At 66.9% G+C, this 24683-nt stretch carries 19 protein-coding genes and 1 pseudogene; 4 read left to right on the forward strand and 16 right to left on the reverse strand.

Translation table 11 applies throughout. The features are described 5' to 3' along the window. Positions 1-3 precede the first annotated feature (3 nt). From M3A49_RS35965 to tssJ, 15 genes are all read right to left on the reverse strand, one after another. Complete coding sequence (locus M3A49_RS35965; RefSeq protein WP_266233130.1) at positions 4-699, reverse strand: hypothetical protein; 696 nt, start codon at positions 697-699, stop codon at positions 4-6. 26 nt (positions 700-725) lie between these two features. Next, positions 726-2969: a type VI secretion system Vgr family protein gene (locus M3A49_RS35970; RefSeq protein WP_323183466.1), complete on the reverse strand. Its 2244-nt coding sequence runs from the start codon at positions 2967-2969 to the stop codon at positions 726-728. Between the two features lie 3 nt (positions 2970-2972). Beyond that, the gene (gene tssG, locus M3A49_RS35975; RefSeq protein WP_266233131.1) at positions 2973-4088 is read right to left on the reverse strand and encodes a type VI secretion system baseplate subunit TssG; all 1116 of its coding nucleotides are present in this window, start codon (positions 4086-4088) and stop codon (positions 2973-2975) included. Between the two features lie 23 nt (positions 4089-4111). Beyond that, the gene (gene tssF, locus M3A49_RS35980) at positions 4112-6007 is read right to left on the reverse strand and encodes a type VI secretion system baseplate subunit TssF (RefSeq protein ID WP_266233132.1); all 1896 of its coding nucleotides are present in this window, start codon (positions 6005-6007) and stop codon (positions 4112-4114) included. A 14-nt stretch (positions 6008-6021) separates the two neighbouring features. Next, on the reverse strand, positions 6022-6510 hold the full coding sequence (gene tssE, locus M3A49_RS35985; protein ID WP_266233133.1) for a type VI secretion system baseplate subunit TssE: 489 nt from the start codon (positions 6508-6510) through the stop codon (positions 6022-6024). Positions 6511-6595: 85 nt separating this feature from the next. Continuing rightward, the gene (locus M3A49_RS35990) at positions 6596-7087 is read right to left on the reverse strand and encodes an Hcp family type VI secretion system effector (RefSeq protein WP_254357702.1); all 492 of its coding nucleotides are present in this window, start codon (positions 7085-7087) and stop codon (positions 6596-6598) included. 85 nt (positions 7088-7172) lie between these two features. Then, positions 7173-8693 (reverse strand): type VI secretion system contractile sheath large subunit, encoded by a 1521-nt coding sequence (gene tssC, locus M3A49_RS35995; RefSeq protein ID WP_266233134.1) that lies wholly within the window; start codon positions 8691-8693, stop codon positions 7173-7175. A gap of 16 nt (positions 8694-8709) precedes the next feature. Beyond that, complete coding sequence (gene tssB / locus M3A49_RS36000; RefSeq protein WP_254357700.1) at positions 8710-9273, reverse strand: type VI secretion system contractile sheath small subunit; 564 nt, start codon at positions 9271-9273, stop codon at positions 8710-8712. Positions 9274-9394: 121 nt separating this feature from the next. Then, positions 9395-10450 carry a type VI secretion system protein TssA gene (tssA, locus tag M3A49_RS36005; protein WP_266233135.1) on the reverse strand — a complete coding sequence of 352 codons (1056 nt, stop codon included), beginning with the start codon at positions 10448-10450 and terminating at the stop codon, positions 9395-9397. Between the two features lie 21 nt (positions 10451-10471). Beyond that, entirely contained in the window at positions 10472-12490 is a 2019-nt protein-coding gene (locus tag M3A49_RS36010) for a serine/threonine-protein kinase (protein ID WP_266233136.1), read from the reverse strand. Positions 12491-12551: 61 nt separating this feature from the next. Then, positions 12552-13229, reverse strand: a complete 678-nt coding sequence (gene tagF, locus M3A49_RS36015; protein ID WP_254357697.1) for a type VI secretion system-associated protein TagF — start codon at positions 13227-13229, stop codon at positions 12552-12554. Then, complete coding sequence (tssM, locus tag M3A49_RS36020; RefSeq protein ID WP_416339081.1) at positions 13226-16915, reverse strand: type VI secretion system membrane subunit TssM; 3690 nt, start codon at positions 16913-16915, stop codon at positions 13226-13228. Before tssM ends, tagF begins: the two co-directional genes overlap by 4 nt. After that, positions 16912-18267, reverse strand: coding sequence for a DotU family type VI secretion system protein (locus tag M3A49_RS36025; protein ID WP_266233137.1), 1356 nt, complete (start codon positions 18265-18267; stop codon positions 16912-16914). Before M3A49_RS36025 ends, tssM begins: the two co-directional genes overlap by 4 nt. After that, a complete protein-coding gene (gene tssK, locus M3A49_RS36030; RefSeq protein WP_266233145.1) occupies positions 18264-19667 on the reverse strand; it encodes a type VI secretion system baseplate subunit TssK in 1404 nt (467 codons plus the stop codon). Before tssK ends, M3A49_RS36025 begins: the two co-directional genes overlap by 4 nt. 8 nt (positions 19668-19675) lie before the next feature. Beyond that, entirely contained in the window at positions 19676-20287 is a 612-nt protein-coding gene (gene tssJ / locus M3A49_RS36035; protein ID WP_323183467.1) for a type VI secretion system lipoprotein TssJ, read from the reverse strand. A gap of 297 nt (positions 20288-20584) precedes the next feature. Between tssJ and M3A49_RS36040 the strand changes: the two genes are divergently transcribed. From M3A49_RS36040 to M3A49_RS42815, 4 genes and pseudogenes are all read left to right on the forward strand, one after another. Further along, positions 20585-21019, forward strand: coding sequence for a TssQ family T6SS-associated lipoprotein (locus M3A49_RS36040; protein ID WP_266233139.1), 435 nt, complete (start codon positions 20585-20587; stop codon positions 21017-21019). A gap of 57 nt (positions 21020-21076) precedes the next feature. Further along, complete coding sequence (tagH, locus tag M3A49_RS36045; protein WP_266233140.1) at positions 21077-22420, forward strand: type VI secretion system-associated FHA domain protein TagH; 1344 nt, start codon at positions 21077-21079, stop codon at positions 22418-22420. Beyond that, positions 22417-23187 (forward strand): PP2C family protein-serine/threonine phosphatase, encoded by a 771-nt coding sequence (locus M3A49_RS36050; RefSeq protein ID WP_254357691.1) that lies wholly within the window; start codon positions 22417-22419, stop codon positions 23185-23187. Before tagH ends, M3A49_RS36050 begins: the two co-directional genes overlap by 4 nt. A gap of 260 nt (positions 23188-23447) precedes the next feature. Next, a pseudogene (locus tag M3A49_RS42815) lies at positions 23448-23675 on the forward strand (type II secretion system protein GspG); the annotation flags it as partial. A gap of 61 nt (positions 23676-23736) precedes the next feature. Here M3A49_RS42815 and M3A49_RS36055 read toward each other — a convergent pair. Further along, on the reverse strand, positions 23737-24683 hold a 947-nt coding region (locus tag M3A49_RS36055), incomplete at its 5' end, for an APC family permease (RefSeq protein WP_266233141.1).

The raw sequence follows: 24683 nt of genomic DNA on the forward strand, positions 1-24683 counted from the left end.
GCGTCAGTTCAGCCGAATGTAGCGACTGCGCACCACGGTATCGGCCTCGGTGCGGATATCGACGCCGCCGCGGCCTGCCTCCAGCTCAAGCGCTTGCGCGCGCAGGCTGAGCTTGCCCGCGGCCTCGAGGTTGACGTTCGAGCTCATGAGGCGCACCACCGGTCCCGCGCTCGAAGCGAGAATCTGCACCAGCGGTTTGCCATGTGCATCGTCGATCTGCACGCATTCGTCGGGCGCGAGCTTCACGGTCTGGCTCGCGTGCGTCTCGGCCGCGCCGGTTGCGCCATGCATGCCAGGCGCCTCGGTGATGCCCGCTTCGGCCCCTGCGGCGCTTGCCGAAAGAATCCCCGTGACAAGCGGCTCTGACCAGTTCACCGGCTGCTCGACGAGTACGCGATCGCCCCTGCGCGGCCGATGCCCGTGCAGGCATTGCAGCCAGCACTCCACGGCCTCGCCCTGGGCGGAGTGCCAGCGCACCCGCACCCGACCGGGGCTGTCCGGATGATGGGTGTCGGTCACCTCGGCTGCGAGCAGACCCTCCATGGCGGGCGCTCGCGCGGGCGCTGCCGGACCAGGGACCGTGCCCGCATCGAAAAGGGCGCGCAGCTTCGCGCGTGTGGCGTCGTCGATGGTGTCGGGATCGATGTATGTGGCTTGCGTAGCCATCGCTTCATCGGTTTGATCTGCGTGAGCGTCCATAAGATCCTCTCCGTTCTCCTGCACGACTAGTTGATATGGGCGATCGTCCCCTGAATCGTGATCCCTGACGCGTCGAGCTGGATGCTCGCCCCGTCCGTCGAGATGACGATCTTCTTCGCGTTGATGTTGACCTGCTTGACGTCCTGATCGCCGACGTTGACCGTGGGCGCCGAGATGTCCACGTTGGTCGTGCCATAGACTTCCGTAAAAGGGGTGCCGGCGATGACGACGCCCTTGCCTGTCCCGGTGATCGCCACGCCCCGGCCCTTGCCATCGCCGGTGATGCCGACACCACCATCGTTCCCGTTCACGTCGACGCCGAGCTTGCTGCCCGTGATGCCGACGCCGCCGTCGCCGGTGATGCCCACACCCTGTTTTTTGCCATACACGAGAACCGCGTTCGCCGCGGTCACGCTGTAGTCGCCTACGGCCACTTCGACGATGCGCGAGCCGGCGGCCACCGCATGCGTGCTGGTCTGCTCGACTTGCACGGTATGCGTGCCTTTGGCCACGGTGAAGCTGTGATTGCCGTCGGTGACCGTATGCGTACTGTTGCCCTTCACGGTGACGCTATGGTCTCCGCCTACACTGGTGGTCTCGTTCCGGCCGATCTGTGCGACCCGATGCTGCCCGATGTTGACGGTCTCGTTCTGCCCGACACTCCTCTGCCGGTTGTTCTTCACCTGCATCGTTTCATCGTTCCCGACCGTGTGCGTGTGGTCGTGCCCCACGGAAAGCGAATGGTCGAGTTCTGTCTCAGCGTCGAAATTGCGCTCCGCATGCATCCACAATTGCTCCGAGCCCTTGCGGTCTTCGAAGCGCAGCACATTCGCATGCTCGGGCGTACCGCCCGGCGTCGAGCGCGAGAGCAACCCGCTTTGCGTCGCGCTCACGGGCAGGCTCCAGGGCGGCATGCTCGCGGCGTTGTAGACGCGTCCGGTCACGATCGGATAATCGGGATCGCCATTCAGGAAGTCGACGATCACCTCGTCGCCGATGCGCGGTATCTGCACGCCGCCGAAACCGCCGCCCGCCCAGGGGCTCGAAACGCGCACCCAGCAAGACGAGTCCTGGTCGCGCCGCCCGTAACGGTCCCAGTGGAACTGCAGCTTCACGCGGCCGTAGCGGTCGGTCCAGATCTCCTCACCAGGCGGCCCGACCACGACCGCCGTCTGCGGGCCGTTGGTGTGCGGCACCCGCGTCGTGCGCGGCGTGCGGTACGGCAAATTGTCGGGCTGGGCAAGCAGATCGGCCTCGTGCAGCACGGGCTCGTTGCCGGTGTGGCTTGCGTATGGATTCTCCTGGAAACGGTACGTGCAATGTACGATCAGGTATTTGCGGTTCTGGTCGGCGCGCGAGCAGCGTTCCAGCTCAAAAAGGTACCCCGGCGCGCACGCGCGTACGTCGGTATGCGCCTGTGCGCGGTCGTAGGTACCCTGCAGCTCTTCCAGGCGCACGCGATTGCGCTGGGCGCCGTGCGCGTCGTCGTGATAGCCACCCGGCCATTCGTACACCGAATAATCGTCGTGATCGTGGCCGCGCGGCTCGGCGCGCTGCACGCCCAGGTCAGCGTGCGGCTTCGTATAGTCGTAGTCGCTCGCCTCGCGCCGCCCCGCGCTCACCTCCTGAACCGGCTGCCAGCTGTCGATATGCTCCTCGTCAGCAATCGCGGCGCGGTCGCGGCCGATGAACGGAATCGTCGCGTAGCCAGGCAGGTCGCGGTGCGAAGCCATTGCGTCGCACAGCACGAGCGTGTGCGTACCGGCCTCATGGCGGAAAAAGTAATAGATGCCCTCCGCCTCCATGAGCCGCGAGACGAAGTCGAGATCGGTCTCGTTGTACTGCACGCAGTACTCGCGCGGCGCATAGGTTTCGGTCAGCCGGTTCTCAATCGGGTAACCATAGGGAGAGAGCACCTGCTGCACGATTTGCGGCACGCTTTTTTCCTGAAAGATGCGGCAGTCGGCGCTGCGGCTCGCGAGCCAGAGCCACGGCCGCACGATCAACTCGTACGCGTAGTAACGCTCGGCATGGCGCCCGATCAACGAGGCGCGCGAAACGATCCCGTTCAGGTAACGCTCCCCGCCCACGGCCAGTTCGACGCGCACGGTCACCGCCTTGCCGAGCAGTTCGCGCAGCGACACGTTGTGACTCGCGGCAAGTGCCTCGATGCGCCACTCGAACGGATGCCCGAGTGCCTCTTCGCCGTTCAGGCGGTAGAACTTGAGTTCGTCGCCTGGCGGACTGTCGAGGGTGAATATGCGCGCCATGCGTCAGCCTCCCTGCGCACGCGCAACCAGATCGACCACGAGGTCGCGCGCGGGTTCATGGCTCAGGCGCCGCCCGAGCCAGGTTGACAAACCGAGCCTGCCCGCGCCGCCGGGCGTTGCGCGCGGCACCTCAGACGCTGCCAGTTCGAGTTGCAGGTCCCAGCCGAACTCGGCGCCGATGTACTCGCGCACCCAATGCACGAGCCGGGCCGAGTCCGCGCCACCGGGCAGGAAACCCTGGTAGCGCGCGAGCGGCAGCGGCCCCAGCACGATGCGAAAGCTGCCCTGCGCGTCGCGCACCGCACGTCCGAGCAGCGCGCCCTCGCCGAGCGCCGCCCCCGTTGCGCGCTGGCGCGCGACTTGCCCGCTGCCGCGCCGCGGGCCTCGCACAGCGCCGATCGCGCTGCGCTGACGCTCGCCCAGCGCGATCCAGCGCACGACATGTTCGACGATGCGCACCGGCACGCCGAAGTCGTGGCGCAGCATTTGCGCGAGCCCTTCGGGGTTGCGCGTCTGGCGCACCCAGTGGCCCGCCTGAAAGTACTTCGCATGGCGCCCCGGCACGTCTCGAGCACGCAACGGCGGTGCCGCGTTCCGCGTGCCGGCGGGGCCGATGAGACTCGCGACATAGCGGTCGAAGCGCGACTCTCCGGGCCGGTCGAGGCCGACCACCGGCTGCGCGTCGGCCCACGCGCGATAGAGCAGCACGATCAGCCGATGGTGGAACAGGTCGGCGAACGCGCCCATCGTGTTGTCGCCGAAACTGTGAACGCGCTCGTACGCATACTCCGTCACGTGCTGCGGCAGCGGACCGTTCGGGCCGAACAGCCCGAAGCCGTGAATATGCACGCGCGGCGGTCCGTCCTGCGCTTGTACGTCTTCTTTGCCATCGACCGCCGCCACCATCGATGGCGCGAACGACAGCGACGGCGTCTGCCCGAGCCGCACCGGCTCGCCCGCAGGATGCTGCGCCTCGCCGAGCGGCGCTTCGCCGCCTGCGAGCGCGTCGATCCAGCGCAGCAGATGAAACAGGTCATGCTCGTGCGGCGCGGCCCGTAGCCGCCGCCAGAACACCTGGTACCTGTCATGGCGGGCGGGGATCGGCTCTTGCTGGCTCATGTTCCGGAATCCTGATGATCGATTCATACCGCAGGCCTACGTCCGATCCGCGCGGGCCATTCGGCGATCTCGCCGCGTTGCGCCGAGTACAGCGCGAATTCGACGAACGCATTGATCGACGCGTGCCGCGCGAAGAACTGCTCGAGCGCCGCGCCGAGCGCGTAGGGACTGTCGCCTGCGAACGCATGGTCGTCGACGGTCATCTCCACGCGCACCCCACGGCCATATACGAGCGGACCGGGCACCGGCAGTCGCCTGAACACCGGCCTGCACACGAGGCCCCGAATGCCGCGAATACGCTGCGCGAGCGGCGCATCGGCGGGACCGGCGTAGATCTCCAGTTGCTCGCGCAACCGCTGGGCGCCGGCCTCGTCCTCGATATCGGCGAGCGGCTGATAGTTAAGCCCCAGATGCGCGATGAGCCGCCACGTCGCGTCGTCGTGCGCAAGCGGCGGGCGCGGCAGCGAAGGACCCCGCACGATGCGTACGCGGCTCACGGGCGCGGAGATCTTCAGCGTGAGATCGCCGACGTTGCCAGAAGCAAGATGCAGCGGCAGGTCGCGGTTCGTGCAAAGGGTGTCGGCCGATAGCAGCGCGATACGCTCGTCGAACGGTGCGCGCCGGCGGTCGACGAGCGAAACGTAGACATCGGAGCCCGCATAGTTCGAATGCGTGCCGCTGCGCCGCGCCTGCGTGCCGACGAGCCGCACCTCGCGCCGCAAGCTGAACCAGGCGCCGGATTCCTGCGCGTCGTCGGCGGCCGATGTGTAGAGCGGCAGGAAATCGCAATCGCCGTCGGCGCCCGCGCGATGGCCGATCACGCGCTTCACTGCGAATACCTCGTAGTCCAGCGCGCGCGTGCGGTCGACCATCAGCCGGTACTCGCTCGCGCCAGGCGTCACCGGGACACGCTCCGTGCGCTTCGGGAACAGGTTAATTGCGGGTGTGCAATCGAGCGCAAGGTGCGTCGCGTCGATGCTGCGTTCGAGATCGGCGTCTTCGCCGTCCAGCAGCACGAAGAGGTCGACGCTCTCGCTGCTCGCGTTGGCCAGTGCGCTGCGCAGACCGTACACGCTGAAAAAGAGGTTGCGCGCGGCGAACGCGAAGTGCTCGCGCAGGATCCGGTAGCCTTCGAAGCTGCGCGCGCCGGGCGGAAAGAGCGCCTGCTGCGCATCGAATCCTTCGTGCACGACGCATTGCGGCCCCAGCGCGCCAAGCCACTTGCCCTCGTTGCCCTCGCGCAGCGCGACACCGAGCGTGCGCGCGCAGACGAGTTCGAGCAAACGCATCGCCTGACGATCCGGGCCACTGAGGAAAAACGTCAACTGGTCGAGCGGCAACTGGCTCAGCCGCGCCCCGCCCCGCGCAGTCAGCGCGATGCGCAAGGCTCGCAGCGGCCCAGTGCCCCGGCGCACGCCGCCGCTACCCGTTCCACGTGGCATGCCGGGAAGCGGCGGCACGCCCGCGGGTGCGGGCGCGAGTTCGACCTCGCGCAGCGAGAGCGGCCACAGCGTGACTGGCTGCGCGGTGCGGAATTCGCAGACGGTCGCAGTGCCGGCCGCAGCCGCCATCAGACTGGTCCCTGCCGGCACGGTAAATCCCTGGCTTAGCGAGCCTTGTGCGGAATCGGCCTGGAACTGGATGATCGCCATCGCCGGCGTGGGCGCGAGATGATCCGGGTACACCACGTCGAGCAGCCGTTCGGAGAAGCGCGGAAATTCCGCGTCCATCTTCAATTGCACGCGCGCGGTGAGAAAGCAGAAGCCCTCCAGCAGCCGTTCGACGAACGGGTCCGCCACGTCGATGCCGCGCATGCCGAGGCCGCCCGCAACCTTCGGGTACTGGCGCGCGAACTCAGCGCCGGATTCGCGTAACCAGGCAAGCTCACGGTTGTAGTAGTCGAGAAAGCGTGCATCCATAGGGCAGCGTTTCCTTAGCGTCGCGGGCGGGCGTCGTCAGTCGCGGCTTGCGCGGCACCGCCCAGCGGCCGCAGCAGCGCGACGCCGGAATCCAGGTCCAGCTCCGTGTGCACCAGCATGGCAAGCGGCGGATCGCAACAGGCGAGGCGTCCGGAAATCTCGAAGGTCAGCACGTTGTGCCGCCTTGCGCGCGGCGCGTCGCTCACGCAGCGCACCTCGACACTGCCGCCTTGCAGGCGCGGTTCGAAGCACACGATCGCCTCTCGCAGCGCGTTTTCCAGATATTGCGTATCGATGCCGGAGAGCGGCGTGCCCGCCAGGGCGGGTACGCCGAAGTTGAGCACCGAGCGGGCGGCTTCGGCATAGTGGCGCGCGGTGCGCTCGTCGAGCGCGCAGGCCGTGTTGAGCAGCCACGAGAGATCGCGCAGCACCGCATCGAGCAGCGCGTCGGCGTGAGCGGCGCCGCGTGGCGGCGCGCCTTCCCTCAGACGGTCAAACAACATGGGCGTCGCCGCGCGTATGTGTGCGGCGCTGTCCGCTGGCGCTCGCGAAGGGTCCAGACGATGGGAGGCATTCGGCATGCGGGCCTCACATTTCGCTGTTCTTCTTGATGTCCCAGCCCATCGTGACCTCGGGCCCCTTGCCGCCGTTCGCGTTCTGCTCCCAGTACTGCTTCTTCACGCGCGCGGCCTGGAAGCCGTATTGCATCAAGAGACGGTCGGTGGCGTCGCTCGCATCGGCGCCCACCACGCGCGCCGCGGTTACGATCACCTCTTCGAGCGTGACCCGCGAAAATTCGATCTGCTCGCCCCCCGTCTTGCACGACGATATCTCCACCTTCGAGAGATGCTTGCCGCTCGCGCAATGCTTGATGATCGCCGGCGTCGCCTTGTCCATATAAGCCCTCACGACCAGGTCATCGAAGTTCGCCTTGCCCGCGTTGCCGCCGCCGCCCATCGCCATCGCTGCTGGCTGGGTCGCGCCCCAGGAAAACGACTGGATATCGCTCCAGCCGGTGTGCTGCTTGTCGGCGGATTCGCCGGTCGCGCCGTCCACCTTCATAAACATCGCCACGCCCATTGCGGTTCTCCCGTCTGCCTGCCTGTTTGCCTGTCGAGACCGGCTGCGAATTACGCCGCCAGATTCATTTGATCAGTCATCCTGTTTAACTTCCGGCGGGCACCGCCGGCAGCCGCGACACCAGCCTGAGCGACACCGTAAGCCCTTCGAGCTGATAGTGCGGCCGCAGGAAGAAGCGGGCGGAATAATAGCCGGGGTTGTCCTCCACGGCCTCCACTTCCACCCTCGCGTCGGCCAGCGGCTTGAGCGCCTTGGTCTCCTGCGATGAGTTCGCGGGGTCGCCATCCACGTAGTTCATGATCCAGTCGTTGAGCCAGCGCTCCATGTCCGGACGCTCGCGGAACGAGCCTACCTTGTCGCGCACGATGCACTTGAGGTAATGCGCGAAGCGGCTGCACGCGAACAGGTACGGCAACCGGCCGGAGAGCCGGGCGTTGGCCGTCGCGTCGGGGTCGTGGTACTCCGCGCTCTGGTAGAGCGACTGCACGCCGATAAAGGCGGCCACGTCGGAGTTCTTGCGGTGAATGAGCGGAATCAGCCCGTTCTTCGCAAGCTCCGCTTCGCGCCGGTCGCTGATCGCGATCTCGGTGGGACACTTGAGGTCGACCCCGCCATCGTCGGTCGGGAACGTGTGGCATGGCAGATTCTCGACCGCGCCACCCGACTCCACGCCACGAATCGCCGAGCACCAGCCGTAGAGCTTGAACGAGCGGTTGATGTTGGCCGCCATCGCATAGGCCGCATTGGTCCAGGTGTAGTGATCGTGCCGCGCGCCGTCGGTCTCCTCCTCGAACTCGAATTCGTCGACGGGGTCGGTACGCGCGCCGTAAGGCAGCCGCGCGAGGAAGCGCGGCATCGCGAGCCCGACATAGCGGGAGTCTTCCGATTCGCGCAGGCTGCGCCAGGCGGCGTACTCGGTGTTCTGGAAGATCTTCGTGAGGTCGCGTGGATTCGAGAGTTCCTGCCACGAGTCCATCTGCATGAGCGCCGACGATACCCCGCCGATGAATGGCGCATGCGCCGCCGCCGCGATCTTCGAGACGGACTGCAGCATTTCGACATCGGGCGGGCTGTGATCGAAGTAATAATCGCCCACGAGGCAACCGAATGGCTCGCCGCCCAATTGTCCGTACTCCTCTTCATAGATTTTCTTGAAGAGCGGGCTCTGGTCCCATGCAATACCCTTGTGGCGCTTGAGCATGCGCGCCAACTCCTGCTTGCTTGCAGGCATGACGCGGATCTTGAGCATCTCGTCGCTTTCCGTGTTGTTCACGAGATAGTGCAGGCCGCGCCACGAGGCCTCCAGACGCTGGAACTCTGGGTGATGCAGCATGGCGTTGATCTGCGCGGAAAGCTTCTGGTCGATCGCGGCGATCACTTGCCGCACGCCCTCGTAAGCGTCCGACGACAGCGTCGCGCTGCCGCTGTGCTCGAGCGCCTCGCGCGCGAGCGTCTGCACCGCGCTCTGCACCGTCTCGCGCGCAAGCTCGGTCTTGGGGCTGATCTCGCGCTCCAGCAGCACGGCGAACTGCTCGCCGCTGAGCGTGGTTGCGGGCAAGGTGGAGACTGGGATTTGCAGCGCGTTTTGCGGCTCGGTCCGGCTCATGTTCGTCCTCCTGCTTTTACTCGTGCTTTGGATCATTGCCGCGTTGCGGCGGGTCGTCCGCATCCTTCGGCCCGGCAAGCGCCTTGGGCTCGGAGAGCTCAGCCAGCAGCGCCGGATCGCCGAGCGCTCGCGCGATTAACGCCTCCGCACCGCGCTTGCCGTCCATGTACGAAAGCAGGTTCGCGAGCTGGGTACGCGCTTCGAGCAGGCGCCGCAGGGGCTCGACGTTACGGGCGAGCGCGGCGGGCGAGAAGTCGTCCATGCTGCTGAACGCCATCTCCACGCCGAGCACGCCGTCGCCCGTAAGCGTGTTGGGCACCTCGAACGCGAGCGTCGGCGCAATCGATTTCATGCGGTCGTCGAAGTTGTCGACGTCGATCTCCACGAAGCGGCGCTCGGCCAGCTCGGGCAGCGCGTCGCCGCGATTGCCTGCGAGATCGGCCAGCACGCCCATCACGAACGGCAACTGCACTTTCTGCTCGGCGCCGTAGAGCTCGACGTCGTACTCGATCTGCACGCGGGGCGCGCGATTGCGCCCGATGAACTTCTGGGCTCCTGCCGATGGCTTGTGTCGAGACATGTGATTCAGCTCCCGCGCAACCCGTGCGCTTCACGGGATCGATTACTGTATCGATCCCTGCGTTGATCCCTGTGCGGCCCTTGCGCATCCGGGGCCGCGCGCCGTCTTGCATCGCCGCGCATCACTGCGGCGATTCGTTGCGATGACCACTCAGATGGTCGAGCTCGCGCACGCTCTCCGGTGCGATGTCGCGGAAGATCTCGTAGAAGTTCAGCGAGAGCAGGCGTTGCGCGCGGCGCAAAAAGATCGGCGCCGGATGGCTCGGCTCGTGCAGCTCGAAGTAGCGGCACATCTTTTCGAGCCCGACGTCGATGTCGGACCGGCTCGATATCTCGGCGTCGCGCCATGCGGCGCCGTTTGCGCCATTGGCGGTGCTAGCGGCGCGCGGCGGCGCAACGCCCCGCTGCTGCGGCATGGGTTGCGGTGCTTGGCCGCCCGCTTCCGGCGTGGCTTCCTGCGCCCTGCCGGAAGGCAGCGCCGTCGCCAGGATGGCGAGCTGTCGCTCGAGCGCGCTCGCATCGAGCGTCCACGCGTCGCCGAGACGCTCGCTCACGATGCGCCGCAAATGCGCGAGATGCTCCCAAATCGTGAGCCCCGCACGCAGAGCCGGGCTGGCCGACTCGAGCGCGTCGCGCCACTCGCGCACGAGTCGCTCGCGTCCGCCAGCGTAGGCGTCTGCATGAGCGCCATCGGCACCCTCGGCCTGCTGGAGCACGTTGAGCGCCGCGCTCACGCTCAGCGCGCCGAGAAGCGGCTGCTCGCGCGCGGCGCGCGCGCAGCCCTGCGGACCCGCAAGCTCGGCGAGAGCATTGAAGCGCGGCAGCGGATCGGGCGTGCCGTCCACGGCGAGCATGGGATGCAGCGGCTCCCAGTACGTGTGGAGCAGCGACGTCGTGAGACGCAGCCCGTCCGCATAGCCTTCCAGACCGCGGCGGTCGATCCACGCATACGTGAGCGGCACGACGACGCGCAGATCCTTCGTGCGCGCGAGCAGCGCGAGCGCGATGCGCTCCACGTCGCGCCATGCGGGCGGCTGCGCGGCGATGCGGGTCTCGCCATACTGTTCGTCCGGCTTGCCGGCCGCGCTGCGCTGGAGCGCCAGAAAGTCGGCGTCGTATTCGAGGTCCGGTCCGCACGGCGCGTCGGCGCTGATCGGTGCGAGCAGGGTGTCGATCATCGTGCGGTCTCCTTGCTGGAATTACTCGAACGTATGGCTGATTTCGAGCGGCGCGCTGCCCGCATCGAGCGTCACCAGGCGCACGTACGGCTTCAACGTGCCGTTGCGGATCTCGATGCGATGGGTGCCTGGCGCCAGACTCGCCGTGCGAAACGGTGGGCTGATACCGCGCCGCACGCCATCGACATAGACCTCGCCCCACGGAATGATCTGGAAGTGCACACGCACGGGCGGCAGCGACGCGGGCATGCGCACCGAAGAATGCGGGGCCTGCGCGACAACCGGCGCGGATGCGCCGGATACCGGAGGCAAGCCTTGCGCTTCAGCGGGCGGCTGGGCCGCTGCGTTCGTTTGGGCTGGCTGCACCGCGGCGGCGGCAGTGGCCGCATCGGTCGCATTGACGGGCTTGTCCTTGCCCGCCTGCACTTCCACCACCGTCGTGTCGGTGGTCAGCGCAGGCGCAGCGGGCATCAACCCCGACGCGCCCGGCTGCTGCTGCGCTTGCGCGGACGACTGCCGCGGCGCGTTGGCGCCGGGAAGCGCCTGCGCGAGTGCGGGCGCATGGCTCGCCGGCGCGGGCGGCGCATTGCGGCTCGCGGCCGCCTGCTGGGCAACGGGCGGCGCATGAATCGCGAATCGTAGAACAGGAACACCCACTACGAGTATGAGCAGCAGGACCAGCACAGGGATGCGGAGCGTGCGCCAACTGAAATGCCGATGCGAGGTTTCGGAGACCGTACTTTCTCGGCGTTCCACAGTCTCCGTGGAGACATCATCTCCGGCCGGTTGTGCATTTGCTTGCGCGCGAACAGCCTCATACGGTGCTTCGTTTTGCTCTTGCGGCACCGCGCCGTCATGCGGCCGGGCCTCGACGGATGCCGGTGTCTCGGCTCCATCGCCTTCGCTCGTGGCAGTGGCGGTGGCAGTGCCAGTGGCATCGGCAGGCGCAGGAGCCGCCTCTACGGCGGGTGTTTCTCCCTGCGGTGCGGGCGCTTCGGGCGTTGCGTCGTCTTGCGCGCTCGCCGCCGCAACGTCAGCGGCAATGCCTGCCGCGCGGGCGGGCGCGTCATAGCCCGCGGGCACGAACACGCTTGGCGAGACCTCGTGCAAGTCCAGCGCCTGGGCGAATGCGCCGACCGACTCGGGCCGGTCCTCGATGCGCAGTGCGAGCGCGTGATCGATCGCGGCCCGCAGGCGCTCGCCGTAGTGCTCCGCGTCATGGCCAGCGGCTTCACGGCCCGCCAGCGGCCGGTACTGATCCTGAATGCTGCGCACCACCGCCGCCGGCGGCAACTCGCCGGTCATCAGCGCATAAGCGAGCGCGCCCAGCGCATAGATGTCGGTCCAGGGTCCTTGCCTGAACGCGGGATCGTCGGTGTATTGCTCGATCGGCGCGTAGCCGGGCTTGAGCATCATGGCGGTCTCGTCGACCATGTCGCCGATCAGCTTGCGCGCCGCGCCAAAGTCCAGCAGCACCGGGTTGCCGTTGGGCAGCATGAGGATGTTGTCGAGCGAGATGTCGCGGTGAAAGCACTGCGCGCGATGCAACACGTCCAGCGCGCCCAGCACCGAAGCGAGCAGGCGCCGCAGCGCCGCTTCGCTCATCGGCTTGCCGCGCTTCTGGAGTTGCTCGAGCGTCTGGCCTTCGTAGAACGGCATCACCATATAGGCGGTGCCGTGGCTCTCCCAGAAGTGCAGCACCTTCACGAGCCCCGGATGGTCGAACTGCGCGAGCAGCCGCGCCTCGTTCAGGAACGCGGCGCGGCCCGCGTCGAATGCCTGCGAAAAGCGCGGCGCGCGCAGCGCGACCGTGAAATCGCCGGCGCGCGAAGCGAGCATCGCGGGCATGTATTCCTTGATCGCGACCGCGCGCTGCAGCGTGCGGTCGAACGCCCGGTAGACGATGCCGAAGCCCCCCTTGCCCAGCACCGAGTCGAGCTCGAACCCGGCGAGGCGGTGGCCGTTCGGCAACGGCCGCACGCCATCGGCGCCAGGCGGCGCGGCGTGCGCCGCCGCTTCGGCGTAGTGCGATTCGGTCATGTCCCTCCTCCCTGTGCGGCGCGCGCGCCGTCGCGCCGCACGTTCTTCGAGGCGGCGCGTGTCATCGCTCGCCTCTGCCCGGCTCGCCGAAGAGCCGCTGGAACAGCGCGGTGTCGAGCCCACCCGTGTGGACGTCGGTGCGCGGCGCGCCGTCTCCGGCATCGGTCCACCAGAAGCTCGTCATGCCGTTCGGGTCGAAGTACTCCCACAGGTTCGGCCAGCCCCCGTCCGCGGCCGTGGCCTCGCGGGCGCCGTCGCGCGCGCCTTCTCCCGGGGGGCGCGCCGCGTCGTCGCGCAGCCCCTCGGCCAGCGCGAGATCGAACTCCTCCGGTCCATGCGCGCGGCGGATCGCGTCCTGAACGATGGCGTCCATCGCCCGGATGCGCGCGTCGGCGCAAGCGAGCGCCGGCCCGCCGGGTCTCCCGTAGCCCGCATGGGCGGACGGTGCAATGGCCTGCGCGACGACGATCGGATAGCGCCGCCCGACGCGATCGTGACTCGGCGCGACGCAACCGAGCTGCACCCAGCCGTCGCCGCTGCCGGCGGGAATCGCGAAGCGCCAGACCGGCGCACGCACATCGAGGCCCGTGCGAGCGGAGGCCATGCCCTGCGCGAGCCAGCGCTCCCAGGTGCGCGCGAGCTGGCCCGGCATGCGGCGGCCAACGAAGTCGCCCGCGCCCGGCAACTTGCCATACCACGCGGGCAACCCGAATTCAGCGCCGATGCAGGGACCGTTCATGATTTCCCCGGACACGAGAACGACTCCAGTTGGGTAAGACGCAAGGGATTGCGCACGCTGTCCGCCGTCACCTGCATGGCGAGCGCGTGATGATCCACGTTGAAGCCAACCACCATTTGTTCCGATGCCTGAGCGCGCGCCGCCGCGCCGCGATCGAACAGGCGCATCAACGCCCACGGCCCCTGGATCGTGAAGCCGTCGGTCGCCCCCGACTGCTCGGTGATCTGCAGGCTCACCTGGTTCATGCCGCGCGGCCCCGGCCACTGCACCGTGACGGGGGCCTGCGGCCCATGCGCGTAGCGCACCTGCTGGCCGTCCACGTCGAGCGTCCACTCGGAGATTTCCGGGTCCATGTCGAGCGGCTTGATCTCCACCTTGATGGTCGGCTCGCGCGCGCCGCCGGCAAAAAACGCGTCGCGTATCACCGCGGCCTTTTCGAACGAGGCGAGCAGCGCGCTGTCAGCGGACGCGCCGGATCCACCGATGAAACGCCACGGCTGGACGCTCGCGTCCACGCGGCTTTGCAGGTTCTTCTGGAAGAAGTCGTCCATCAGGCCGCCCGGCGCGAACACGCGCGCGAAGTCGCCTGGCGCCACGTCGCGCGTCGAACCGCGCGCGAACGGATAGCGCCCCGCGATCGCCTGGCGGCAAAAGTCGCCGATGTTGACCGACGCGTTTTGCGCGAGATTCTGGTCGACGTTGCGCGTCACATTGCTCTGCGCGGCGTTCGCGAGGTCGCCCAGCATCTGCCGGAACGGCGCGGGCATGCGGCCCGCCTGGGCGCGGATCTGGTCGGCGTTGTCCGACTGCGGCGGTGTCCCGCCGCCGCGCAGTGCGGCGTCGGCTGCCGTGAGCCAGGTGTAGAGTCCGTCGATCGATTTGAGGACGCCCGCCAGCGCCGCGCTCGTGCCGGGTGCGCCGTTCGCGCCGCCGGCGCCGCCCGCCTCCAGGCTGCTGAACTCGCGCAGGTCCGCGAAGTGCGCGTCGACCACCGCTTCGGGGCGGCTTGGCTCGCCGGCTGCGTCGCCGCCGCCCTGCGGTTGACCCAGGATCTGCGCCAGCGATTCACGCGCCTGGTTCACCTTGTCCTGCGCGTTCGCGGCGAGTCCGCTCGCGCCGCTCGCCGTGTTCGCGCCCTGCGAAAGCGTCGTTTGCCGCGCGGCGGCATCGGCGAGTCGCGCGAGCGGCGAGTCCTGCGACGAGAGAATGCGGGCGATCTGCGTCGTCTGCGCAAGCGTCGACGTGCTCTGCAAGCGCAGATCGCCGAGATAGTCGTCCCAGCGGCGCATGTAGTCGTCGAAGTAGAGCGAGCGCACGTCCTTCGCCCGCGCGCTCACCTCCGCTGGCGTCGCGGCTTCCGGCGCGCTCAGCCCGAGCACCCAGACTTCGTCGCGGCCGAACGCATCGACCGCCGCGTCGAGCCGCCGGTCGAAGACCTTCCAGTAGCCGTCGTAGGTGAACAGGCCCGGCACGGCGTCGCTCAGGCTCGCGCCGCTCGCGCGCCGGAACACCAGCGCGCCCGAGGGGCCCGCCATCTGCGCCGCGCTCACGTCCCAGGCCGCCGCGGCGGGCCGCAGCGTGCGCGCGAGCTGTGCATAGAGGCGCTGCGCGAATGTCAGGCGAGTGAGTTTCTCGCGCGCGCCGGCCACCATCTGCTCGTTCCGGGCAAATGGCGAAACCACCACGCGGCCCGCGAACAGCGCCGCCATGTGCGCGCGCAGATCGTTGCGCTGCGCGGGCGTGAGATTCGCGCCCGGCGCCGAGGCGATCTCGAGATCCAGGACCGCCTGCACGAAATCCGGATCGTAATGGGCGCTGTCGTACAGCATCAGATACGCCTTGAGGGCCGCATAGAGATAGGCCGGGTCGTCGGGTGGCGCGTCGCGCACCGCCGTTTCGAGACGCCGAGCAGCGAGCGGCAGCAGCAGTTCGTCGAGCGCGCGGTGATAGACGTTCTCAGCGGCGGACTGCACCTTGTCACCCTGGAAGAGGCCCCAGCGGTACGCGAGCGACGGGTTGGCCGGATCGACGCCATCCACGTGCGCGACGTTGCGAATCGCGTCGAGCATCGGCAGCACGCGCGCAATGTTGTCGGCGTCGGTGATGGTCACGCCCTGGAGCGTGTGATCGATCTGCGGCACGTTCGCCTCGATCGCCGCGAGGTACGCGCGGTTGCGTGCATAACTGCCCACCCACGCCGCCAGCGCGCCCGCCAGCAGGAGTGCGAGGAGCGCGTAGCCCACGAGCGCCAGCATGCGCTGGCGCTGGTACCAGCGCAGATCGGTGCCGGCGAGCCGCGCCTCCTTGAAGATGAGTTCCTGCAGCAGGTCCTTGAGGAAAAAGCTGCGCCCGCTCGCCGGCGCATGAGGCGCCGGCGGCACGCCGTCGATCTTCAGGAAGCGCTTGATGCTGCCCATCACGCGGTCGAAGACCGTGCCCTCCTGCGTGCCGCTCGTGAAATAAACGCCGCGCAGGAGCGGCATCGAATCGAAGTGCGAGCTCGAAAACACCTGCTCGACGAACTGTCCGAGCAACTCCTGCAAGCCGCTGAACTGCTGCGGCAACGAGTAGATGAGCTCGCGCCTGCGCGCGTCGGGCTCGGCGGTGAAGAGTTCCGGCAGCGCGTCGTTCAGACGCCGGTGCAGCAGCCGGTATTCGCGATCGAACACGGTACGCAGGCTGAAGTCGCGAGCCTCGGTCTCGGCGAGCGCGATCGTGAAGCCCCACACCTGTGCGCGCTCGGTGCGATTGAAGCGCGCGAAATACTCGTTGAAGCCCGAGAGCAGGTCCGCCTTCGTCACGAGCACATAGACCGGCAACTGGATACCAAGCTCCGTGCGCAGCTCCTGCAGGCGCTTGCGCAGCGCCATGGCGTGCGCGGTGCGCTCGACCTCCGTCGCGCCCAGCAGATCCGATACGCTGATCGTGAGCAGCGCCCCGTTCAGCGGCTGGCGCACACGATACTTCTTGAGCAGCGAGAGGAAGCCCGACCACTCGTCCTGATCGAGCGCCCGATTGCTTTCGTGCGTCGCATAGCGGCCGGCCGTGTCGATCAGGACGGCTTCGTTGGTGAACCACCAGTCGCAATGACGCGTGCCGCCCACGCCGCGGATCGCGGCCTTGCCGAACTGCTCGGCGAGCGGAAACGTCAACCCCGAATTCACGAGCGCCGTGGTTTTGCCCGAGCCGGGCGCGCCGATGAAGACGTACCACGGCAGTTGATAAAGATACTGTCGCGTGAACCCTTCGAACCAGCGCCCTGTGCGTCCCCGCAGGCCCTGAGCGACCTGCGCGCCCTGACCGCCCTGCGCAGCGCCAAGCCGCGCGTTGCGCAACAGGCGCGCGGCCTCGTCGAAGCGGCTGCGCAGCTCCTGGGTGTGCGGCGCTTCCTCCGCATGCGCGGCGCGCGCTTCCACGGGCTCGCGCAACTGGCTCAGCAACTGCGCGTTGAGCTGCGCGGCGCGCCAGTGCCGATACCCCGCGCGGCCAGCCCACACCGCAAGCAGCAGGACGATGACGAGCACGCGCGCCATGGCGCTGTCGAGCGGCCGGTACGCACCCACCGCGATCAACGGCCCGACGAGCCAGATGAGCGCCGCGAGCGCAGCAAGCCCGATCACGGCCCAGACGCGCGCGCCCAGCAGCGCGCGCACCCCGCGCCACGCGGAACTCGCGACGCGGCTCACGGAGCGTCTCCCGAGCCCGGCGTCGCGAGCTTCGGCGGCGCGGCGCGCAAGGTGATCTCGACGCGCCGGTTGCGCGCCCGGTTCGCCGCGTTGTCGTTTGGCGCGACGGGATCGGTGGCGCCGCGCCCTTCGGCGCGCACGCGGGTGCTGTCGCCAAGACGCGCGGCAAGGATGCTCGCGACGGCCTGCGCGCGCTCGACCGAGAGGTCCCAGTTTGACGGAAAGCGCGCGCTGTGCACCGGCACGTTGTCCGTGTACCCGGCCACGACCACTGCGCCAGGCACCTGCGCGAGCGCCGCCGCGACGCGCGCGAGCGTCGGCTGATAATGGTCGATCACAGTGGCGGATCCGGACTCGAAGAGCCCGTCGCCGCGCAGCACGATCACGCTGCGGTCGGCGAGATCGCGCACTTCCACGAGACCTTCGGCGATCTCCGGCGCGAGAAAGCCCGCAAGCCGCGGCGGCGGCACGGGGCGCACTGCCTGCGGCTCGGCCGCCTGCAGGCGCACGCCCGGCACCTGGAGGCGGCCAATCATTGCGAAAGCCCTGTCGGAGCGGCCAGCCAGCGCGAGATCGAGTCCGACATAGACGCCGAAGCCCACCAGCACGGTCAACGCGGCGCAGGCCCAGAGCGGCACGGCGAAGCGCTGCGGGTCCTCGCGCGCGATCTCGTCGCGCCAATGCGTGGACAGCGCCGCGTCGTAGTCGCCGCGTACGCTGCGGATCGCGCGCGCAAGCGTGTGCCGCAGGTCGTCGAGCTGGGCGCGGCCGTTGTCGAGCACGCGATAGCGTCCCTCGAAGCCGAGCACGAGGCAGTAGTAAAGCAGTTCGAGCAGATTCAGCTGCTCGCGCGGCTGCTGCATCAAACGATTGAGGAGTTCGAAGAATTTTTCTCCACCCCACGTTTCGTTGTGGAACGCGACGAGCAGGCTGTTCGCCGACCAGTCGCCCGATCCACCCCATGGCGTGAGGGCCGCGGCTTCATCGAGGGCCGTGCAAAGGCAATAACGCGCCGCGCCGATCTGCTCGGGCGAGGCGCCCGCGTCGCGCGCGCGCTGTTCGAACTGGCGGATCTCGTTGGCGAGATGCTCGCGCAGCCACGCCGGGTTCGGGTGGTGCACGGTGTAGCGGATCTGAGGGATCAGGTTCAGCAGCGCGTTGGCCGCGATGACGAGCGGATTGCCGCCATCCCCGGAAGCCGCCGAGCCCGGGAGCCAGTTCGCCTGCTCGTGAAGCGCGTCCGCCTGCCACGCCTCGTCGCCAGGCGCCGGGCCGAACCCGGAACGCGAGGCCATGAAGGCACCGTGTCCGGAAGCGCGTTCGACAGAGACGGGATCGTTGAGCGGATTCATCGGATGTCTCGCTCACGCGCGTCGCCTGTGCGCATCTCGCGGATCGCCCAGAACTCCATCGCAAGGCCCGGGAAGTCGCCCGCTAAATGAAGCGCGAGGCCCCCTGAGCGTTCGAGCTGGCGCCAGAGGTCACCGCCCTTGTCAACCTCGAAGTAGCTGTGGCCCGCGTGGTAGGGAATCTGATGCGGCGCGACCGGCAGCGGCCGCACGGCAATGCCCGGCAACTGCAGTTGCACCAGATCGCGAATGCGCTCCACCGGGCCGAGCTTGATCTGGGACGGAAAGCGCGCACGCACGCTCTCGGCGGGAATATCGGCGCGCACGGCCAGCACGAAGCCCGCATCGCGCAGCAGCGAGGTGTCGGCGATCACGGCGACCCGCACGCCGTTGCCCGCTTCTTCGAGCGCGATCTGCAGCGCGTGCTGGTCGAGTACCGTCGCAAGCGAGCGGCGCAGCTCCGCGAAAAGCGCGCCGAAGGTCGCGCGCAGGTCGTCGTGCTGATACACCGGCAACACCTCGGGCCGGCGTGAAGCCGCCGTGAAGGTGGCGAAGTCGGCGGCCAGTTTGAGCCAGTCGCGAAACAGCAGCTCCGGGTGAATACCCGGCGTCTGCGCCGTGTGCGACGCGATCGCGAGGTAACGGTTGACGAGTTGCAACAGCAGGAAGTCGGCGACCTCCGACACGCCGCCGCGCCCCGCCTGCGCGAGGCGCCCCGCCAGCAGCTCGCTGCGTTGCGATAGCAGCCGGTCGAGCTCCTGCACATAGCCCGCGAGCTGCGGGTGGGCATGCGCATCGAGCAGCGGCGGAATATACGTTTCCTCGATCACCAGCTGACGGTCGACGCGCCGCTCCACCACGCGCAGCACACCCATTGCGTACCAGTCGTCGTCCAGCTCGGCGGCGAGCGCGAGTTTGAGCTTCAGTCGTCCTAACTGAACCAGTGCGGGCTCCAGACGGACTTCGTTGACATCGGCAATCTCGGCTTCGTGCGCCACATAGCGCGCAAGCGTGCGAGCGCCGCCGCCGAACGTCACCTGTGCGCTGTTGCTGCGCGACGCAGGCAGCGCGAGCACGACCGTGGCGTCGCGCACATCGGCGCTCACCTCGAGCGCTTCGGGCGCCTCGTCGAGATGCGAGAAGTCGAACGGCGTGCCGTCCGGCAGGATGCCGCTTGCCGCGCGCAGCATCACCTTGCCTTGCGCGAGTGCCTCCTCGTCGATCTGCAGCGATGCGAAGCCCCACAGAAAGCGCTGCAGCGGCGCGCAGCGCAAGTGCACATAGCGCTCGAAATAGCGCTCGAGCTGCTGGAAGTGTTGCGGCCGCAAAAACATGCCTTCGGACCACACCACTCGGTCGCGCAGTCCGGCACTGCCCGTGGCAGGCGCGACAGGAGGATTCATGCGGTCGTTCATCGTGCGTCACCGCTGGCCGGCGTCGCGACGAGTCCGTCGCCCTGCACCACGATTACGAAATGCGCTTCGGAAGGCTTGCCCTGCCAGAACTTGAACAGGTTGGTGCTGGCGGGCTGCGGCAACGCCACGGTAATTTTCCAGCGGCGCTTTTCGAGGGTGCGGTAGCCCGCCACGATGCCGAGACTGCGCACCGTCTCGCCGCCGGTGTAGTGAAGCGTACGCGACTCCCCGGGCCTCAGGACAATCCGGTCCGTGCCCGCCAGCTCCGGGCCCAGCGCGTCTTCCGGCTTGTTCTGCAGAGAGAAATAATCCGCCTTCCTGAAATTATTATCGGATTTGAGTTGAAATGTTTGCAACGCAACAGGAGCAGGCCGGTTTTGCGAGTCGCGATTCACGTCAGCCGCCACGTGAAAGGTGACGGCATAAGGGACCGGCAAATCTTTCTCTGTCGATGCGCACCCGCACAATAATAAAAGGGCAAAGTATATCCCTTCGCGTGGATTATGCACGCGCTTAAATGATACTCCGTACATACCGTCCAAACCCTCTAATTCAGCGCGAATTCGCGTTGTCGATTGCAAAGGCAAAAGCGTCCCACGCTCCTGCATTCAAGCCTGAATTCAGGGGTTGGAAGTCGCTGCTCCCGGAACGCCTGCCCCGAAATTTTCCGCGTCAACAAGCGGAATTGGGGCAATGCCTTTCGAATATTCCCGGAATTAAATTAATCTATCGCCGGTCGTGTCTCACGAGTAATAATTCATATGATGAAAATCCATGTGACTAGACTATAGTTCGTACGATTCGTGATCGCAACGCTCTCCGAATGCCACCTCTATAAAAAATTCACGAGCCGTAGAAATTACTTTCACGCCTCATATGAAGAAGTAAATACCGGATCGCCGAAAATGACCTGGCCGATTACCTGGAACTTGTTACGCGCGAATCGCACGCGAGTTGCCCTCGCTGCCGCATTTTTACTGACCCTGGTCGCGACGGTTCTTGCTGCGGGCGGTTGCACGAGCCTGTCGCCCGCGCAACGCACGGCGGCAAATGCCGTTGCTGCCGCACAGGACTCGTACGCTGCGGGCGACTACCAGCGCACCATCCAGCTACTGCGCAACAGCAACGCCTTCGTCGACGGCGACCGCTCCACGCAGATCGACGCGCACAAGCTGATGGCGTTCAGCTACTGCGTGACGAACCGCGTTGCCCAGTGCCGCTCGGAGTTCGAGGCAATCCTGCGAATCGATCCGCATTTCGAATTGTCCGCCGCGGAGAAGGGCCACCCGATCTGGGGACCCGCGTTCGACGCCGCGCGCCGCAAGGTTGCACCGTCCTGATGGACCGTCCCGCGCCGCGCACATTTTTATCCGTCTTTATGTGATTCAATCTGCATCATGCAATTGACCGTCATCGAGTACGCAGGAGAACCGGTCCACGCCGAAACCAGCGTGGAGTTTCGTCCGCCAGGTGGCACGATCGGACGCAACGCCGACAACCAGATGGTGCTGCCCGACGAAACGCGTCAGGTTTCGCGGCTGCAGGCGCTGCTGCAGATCGACGGCGATCACTGCGTGCTGAAGAATCTGAGCAGCGTCTCGGTGGTGGAGATCAACGACACACCACTCGAATACACCGAGGAGCATGCGCTCGAATCCGGCGATGCGATCCGCATCGGCCCGTATGTGCTGCGTGCGCAGGCGGGCGTTGGCGGCAACGCTGGCGCGACGACCGCAAGCGCGGCCGCTACGCCCGTCGCGCAAAAAGTCGCGAGGCCAGGCACGGCAACCGCCGGGCTCAACGACACGCCGCCCATCCCCACGGATCCCCTCGCGCTCTTCGCACGCTCAGGCGGTGCCGACTCATCCATTGCGCAGCCCGTCACGACGCAGGTGGCGCAATTTGCGTTGCGCGGCGCCATCGAGCGTGCGGCCGATACGCCTTTGCGCACAAGCGCGTTCGCAAAGCCGGAGGCCGGGCGTGAGCGCGATGCGCTGCCGCGCGTGCCACGACCGGCACCCCAGAAGCCGGCTGGCACGAACGACAAAAGCGACGCAAAAAGCGCAAGCGTGTCGCCACCAGCCAGCACCGCTTCAGCGGATGCGGACACTGCCTCGACGGCGCCCGACTCGGCCGACGCCCTCCTTTCCGCCTTCCTGCGCGGCGCGGGTCTCGAGAAGGCCACCTGCGACTGGTCAACCGAGCAATTGCACACGGCGGGGCAACTGCTCGCGCTGTTCACCAATGGCACTGTCGAGCTCCTCTCCTCGCGCAGCATCCTCAAACGCGAAGTGAAAGCCGACATGACCGTACTGCTCGACCGCGAGAACAACCCGCTGAAGCTGCTGCCCGACGGCAGCGCGGCGCTGCGGCAGATGTTCGGCCTGCCGTTCCCCGGCTTCATGACGCCGCCCGGCGCAGTGGAAGACGCGTTCCACGACCTGCAGGCACACCAGATCGCCATGGTCGCGGGCATGCGCGCCGCCCTGAACGACCTGCTGCAGCGATTCTCGCCCTCACGTCTCTCCGAACGAAGCGAGCCAACCCGCTACGAACAGCTCCTGCCGATGCTGCGCAAGGCGCGCTTGTGGAATCGCTATGAACGCATGCACCACGAGACGATGCTTGCGGTGGAGGATGACTTCAGCGCCGTATTCGGCCGGGCCTTCCTGCGTGCGTACGACGACGAGGTGAGGAACTATCATGCGCGACGCCGCCCAGCGCGTTCTGCCGACGCATGAATCTCTCGTGCGCCCAGTTCTCGCGTGCGGGACAGCGGGACAGCAACCAGGATGCACTTGGCTACACGATCACGGACGACTACGCCTGCTTTGTCGTGAGCGACGGCGTCTCCAGCGATCCTGGCAGCGAAATCGCCTCGCGTTGCGCAGTCGAACGGATCCTCCACCGGGCGCAGCACACCGGCCGCACGCTCGCGCAGACCTTGCTTGAGTGCATCGAGGAAGCACACGCCGCGATTCTCGCGATGCAGCAGCGCGACTGCGAGCGCGGCCGCATGAGTGCGACCGTCGTGGCGCTCTTCATCGACCGGCGTCACGACATTGCGCAATGGGTCCATCTCGGCGACAGCCGGCTCTACCGGTTCGCACGCGGCGCGCTGATCGAACAGACGCGCGATCATAGCGTGCGGCAGCAACTGCTGGACGCGGGCCTGCCAGGCGACGGCGTCAATCCCGCCTGGCTGCATATGGCGCTCGGCATGCGCGGCCAGATCGCGCCCGCGATCAGCCCGCCGCACGCGCTCGAAGATGGCGATGTGTTCTTGCTCTGCACCGATGGGCTCTGGCAATCCGTTGCGGAAGATGCACTCGAAGATCGCTTGCGCGTCGTTCATACCGTCGACGACTGGGCTGTGCTGATCGAGCACGAGGCGATCCGTCATTCGGGCAGCGCGCCGCACGCCGACAATTACTCCGCGCTCGCAGTCTGGGCCGGGAGCCCGCAGAACGTCACGCTGGCGCGCGTGAGGGCGCGCCGGTCGTGGTGAGACGTGGTTCGGGCGCGTGCAATGTCCGCAACGGCGACACCCGATCCTGTGGTACAGCTGAACTCTTCGTGACGACGCAATAGAGGTTTCATAGGCTTGTACGCCGTCCGATGGATGCAAAATTGACAAAACGCATCTATCTATTCCAGACGAATATCGATACTACTTTGACGTCTACTTCTTGCACGACGCAACGGGACGTCGGTCCCTCCCGCACCGGCGAGCACAGAAACTATGCCGACGAGTCGCAGAGCGAAGCGATGGCACGAACGTCGCCGTACCGGCCTGATACGGGCGTCAGGTCGTCGTCGAGGGTTGCGATTCCTCGTTTTTCTGATCGCGCTGATCGTCGCGAAGATCATGACGGAACCCGACGCGGCCAGGCGAAACGCGACATTGCCATAGTCATGCTGGCACCGAATAACTACCGCCGAGACAAAGGCTACTATCCGGCCCAGACGCAAGGCCTGGGTGCGTTGACGGAGAACCGACCAGCAAATCTGCCTGCTGAGGTCGCCTTTGTACGGCGCGTACACAGGCGGTCGACGTTCAATGGACTGCGATGCCTTCGAGGACTTCGTCGTGCTCCTGGCGTTCCGCGAGGTACGGCGAGCGGTAGCCCGAATTCACGCCCCAGTAATAGAACACGAGCGCGATCAGCGCGACGACCAGCATGTCCCAGCCGTAGGGCAGCAGACCGGCGCCGCCGAACTGCTTGCTGCCGATCAGCGAGAGGAGCGCCATGATCGGCAGATATGCGCACAGCCACCATGCGGCCTTCAGATCCTGGCCCCAACCTTCGAAGCCCTGCTTGCGCTGGAAGTAGAAGTACACCGGCAGCGCGACGACCATCAGCAGAATGATTTCGCCGGTCAGCGGCCACTTCGCCCAGTACAGGATCATCGATGCGCAGACGAATGCGAACGGCGCGATCACTTTCATGAACGGCACGGACAGCGGGCGCTCGATGTCCGTGGCGGCGCGCTTGAGCGCCATCAGGCTGATCGGACCCGTGAGGTACGAAATCACCGTTGCCACCGAGATCACCGCCGCGAGCGAACTCCAGCCGCGGAAGAAGAACATGAAGATGAACGAGACGAGCAGGTTGAACCACATCGCGTTGCGCGGCACGCCGTAGAACGGGTGCACGTCGCCGAACATCTTCGGCATCGTGTTGTTGCGCTCCATCGCGTAGATCATGCGCGCGGTCGTCGCCATATAAGTCGTACCGGTGCCGCTCGGGCTCACGAAGGCATCGACGTAGAGCAGGATCGCAAGCCAGTTCAGGTTCAGCGCGATCGCGAGTTCCGCGAACGGCGACTTGAAGTTGAACGTGTTCCAGCCCTTCGCGACGTCGGCCGGATTGACCGCGCCGATATAGGCGATCTGCAGCAGCACGTAGATCACGAGCGCGCAGAGAATGGAGCCGATCACTGCAAACGGCACGCTCTTGGCCGGATTGCGCGCTTCACCCGCGAGGTTGATCGGGCTCTGGA

The sequence above is a fragment of the Paraburkholderia sp. CNPSo 3076 genome, from assembly GCF_026343935.1.
GTDB classification, from domain to species: domain Bacteria; phylum Pseudomonadota; class Gammaproteobacteria; order Burkholderiales; family Burkholderiaceae; genus Paraburkholderia; species Paraburkholderia nodosa.

Excerpts from the sequence above, each read along its gene's own strand:
- M3A49_RS35965 (WP_266233130.1), bottom strand. The coding sequence starts at position 699 with ATGGACGCTCACGCAGATCAAACCGATGAAGCGATGGCTACGCAAGCC.
- M3A49_RS35970 (WP_323183466.1), bottom strand. The coding sequence starts at position 2,969 with ATGGCGCGCATATTCACCCTCGACAGTCCGCCAGGCGACGAACTCAAG.
- tssG (WP_266233131.1), bottom strand. The coding sequence starts at position 4,088 with ATGAGCCAGCAAGAGCCGATCCCCGCCCGCCATGACAGGTACCAGGTG.
- tssF (WP_266233132.1), bottom strand. The coding sequence starts at position 6,007 with ATGGATGCACGCTTTCTCGACTACTACAACCGTGAGCTTGCCTGGTTA.
- tssE (WP_266233133.1), bottom strand. The coding sequence starts at position 6,510 with ATGTTGTTTGACCGTCTGAGGGAAGGCGCGCCGCCACGCGGCGCCGCT.
- M3A49_RS35990 (WP_254357702.1), bottom strand. The coding sequence starts at position 7,087 with ATGGGCGTGGCGATGTTTATGAAGGTGGACGGCGCGACCGGCGAATCC.
- tssC (WP_266233134.1), bottom strand. The coding sequence starts at position 8,693 with ATGAGCCGGACCGAGCCGCAAAACGCGCTGCAAATCCCAGTCTCCACC.
- tssB (WP_254357700.1), bottom strand. The coding sequence starts at position 9,273 with ATGTCTCGACACAAGCCATCGGCAGGAGCCCAGAAGTTCATCGGGCGC.
- tssA (WP_266233135.1), bottom strand. The coding sequence starts at position 10,450 with ATGATCGACACCCTGCTCGCACCGATCAGCGCCGACGCGCCGTGCGGA.
- M3A49_RS36010 (WP_266233136.1), bottom strand. The coding sequence starts at position 12,490 with ATGACCGAATCGCACTACGCCGAAGCGGCGGCGCACGCCGCGCCGCCT.
- tagF (WP_254357697.1), bottom strand. The coding sequence starts at position 13,229 with ATGAACGGTCCCTGCATCGGCGCTGAATTCGGGTTGCCCGCGTGGTAT.
- M3A49_RS36025 (WP_266233137.1), bottom strand. The coding sequence starts at position 18,267 with ATGAATCCGCTCAACGATCCCGTCTCTGTCGAACGCGCTTCCGGACAC.
- tssK (WP_266233145.1), bottom strand. The coding sequence starts at position 19,667 with ATGAATCCTCCTGTCGCGCCTGCCACGGGCAGTGCCGGACTGCGCGAC.
- tssJ (WP_323183467.1), bottom strand. The coding sequence starts at position 20,287 with ATGCAGGAGCGTGGGACGCTTTTGCCTTTGCAATCGACAACGCGAATT.
- M3A49_RS36040 (WP_266233139.1), top strand. The coding sequence starts at position 20,585 with ATGACCTGGCCGATTACCTGGAACTTGTTACGCGCGAATCGCACGCGA.
- tagH (WP_266233140.1), top strand. The coding sequence starts at position 21,077 with ATGCAATTGACCGTCATCGAGTACGCAGGAGAACCGGTCCACGCCGAA.
- M3A49_RS36050 (WP_254357691.1), top strand. The coding sequence starts at position 22,417 with ATGAATCTCTCGTGCGCCCAGTTCTCGCGTGCGGGACAGCGGGACAGC.